This is a genomic window from Rhodococcus sp. PSi06, from assembly GCF_054960675.1.
Genome location: NZ_JBHNYO010000042.1, coordinates 1 through 214, shown reverse-complemented (window position 1 = coordinate 214; position 214 = coordinate 1). Strand labels below are relative to the sequence as shown.

Below are 214 nucleotides of genomic sequence, written 5' to 3'. Positions count from 1 at the left end.
CAACGAGAATCGCGGTGAACAATCCCGCCGTCGCGGTCAGTCCGACACCGAGGGTCATGTTCACCCAGTCCGCGACACTCTCCCCCACTGTGGTGCACAGGATCTTCACGACCCAGAACCAGACCGTGATTTCGGGGACCTTGCTCAGCGCCCGGTGGTGAACCGTCAGATGCTCGGAATCGGTGACATCGCTCATGAACCGGGACCGTACCCA

Annotated in this window: 1 pseudogene; it reads right to left on the bottom strand. The window is 61.2% G+C overall.

What is annotated here, in order from left to right:
• Positions 1–196, bottom strand: a pseudogene (locus ACFI9K_RS24945) (hypothetical protein); the annotation flags it as partial.
• Positions 197–214 lie beyond the last annotated feature (18 nt).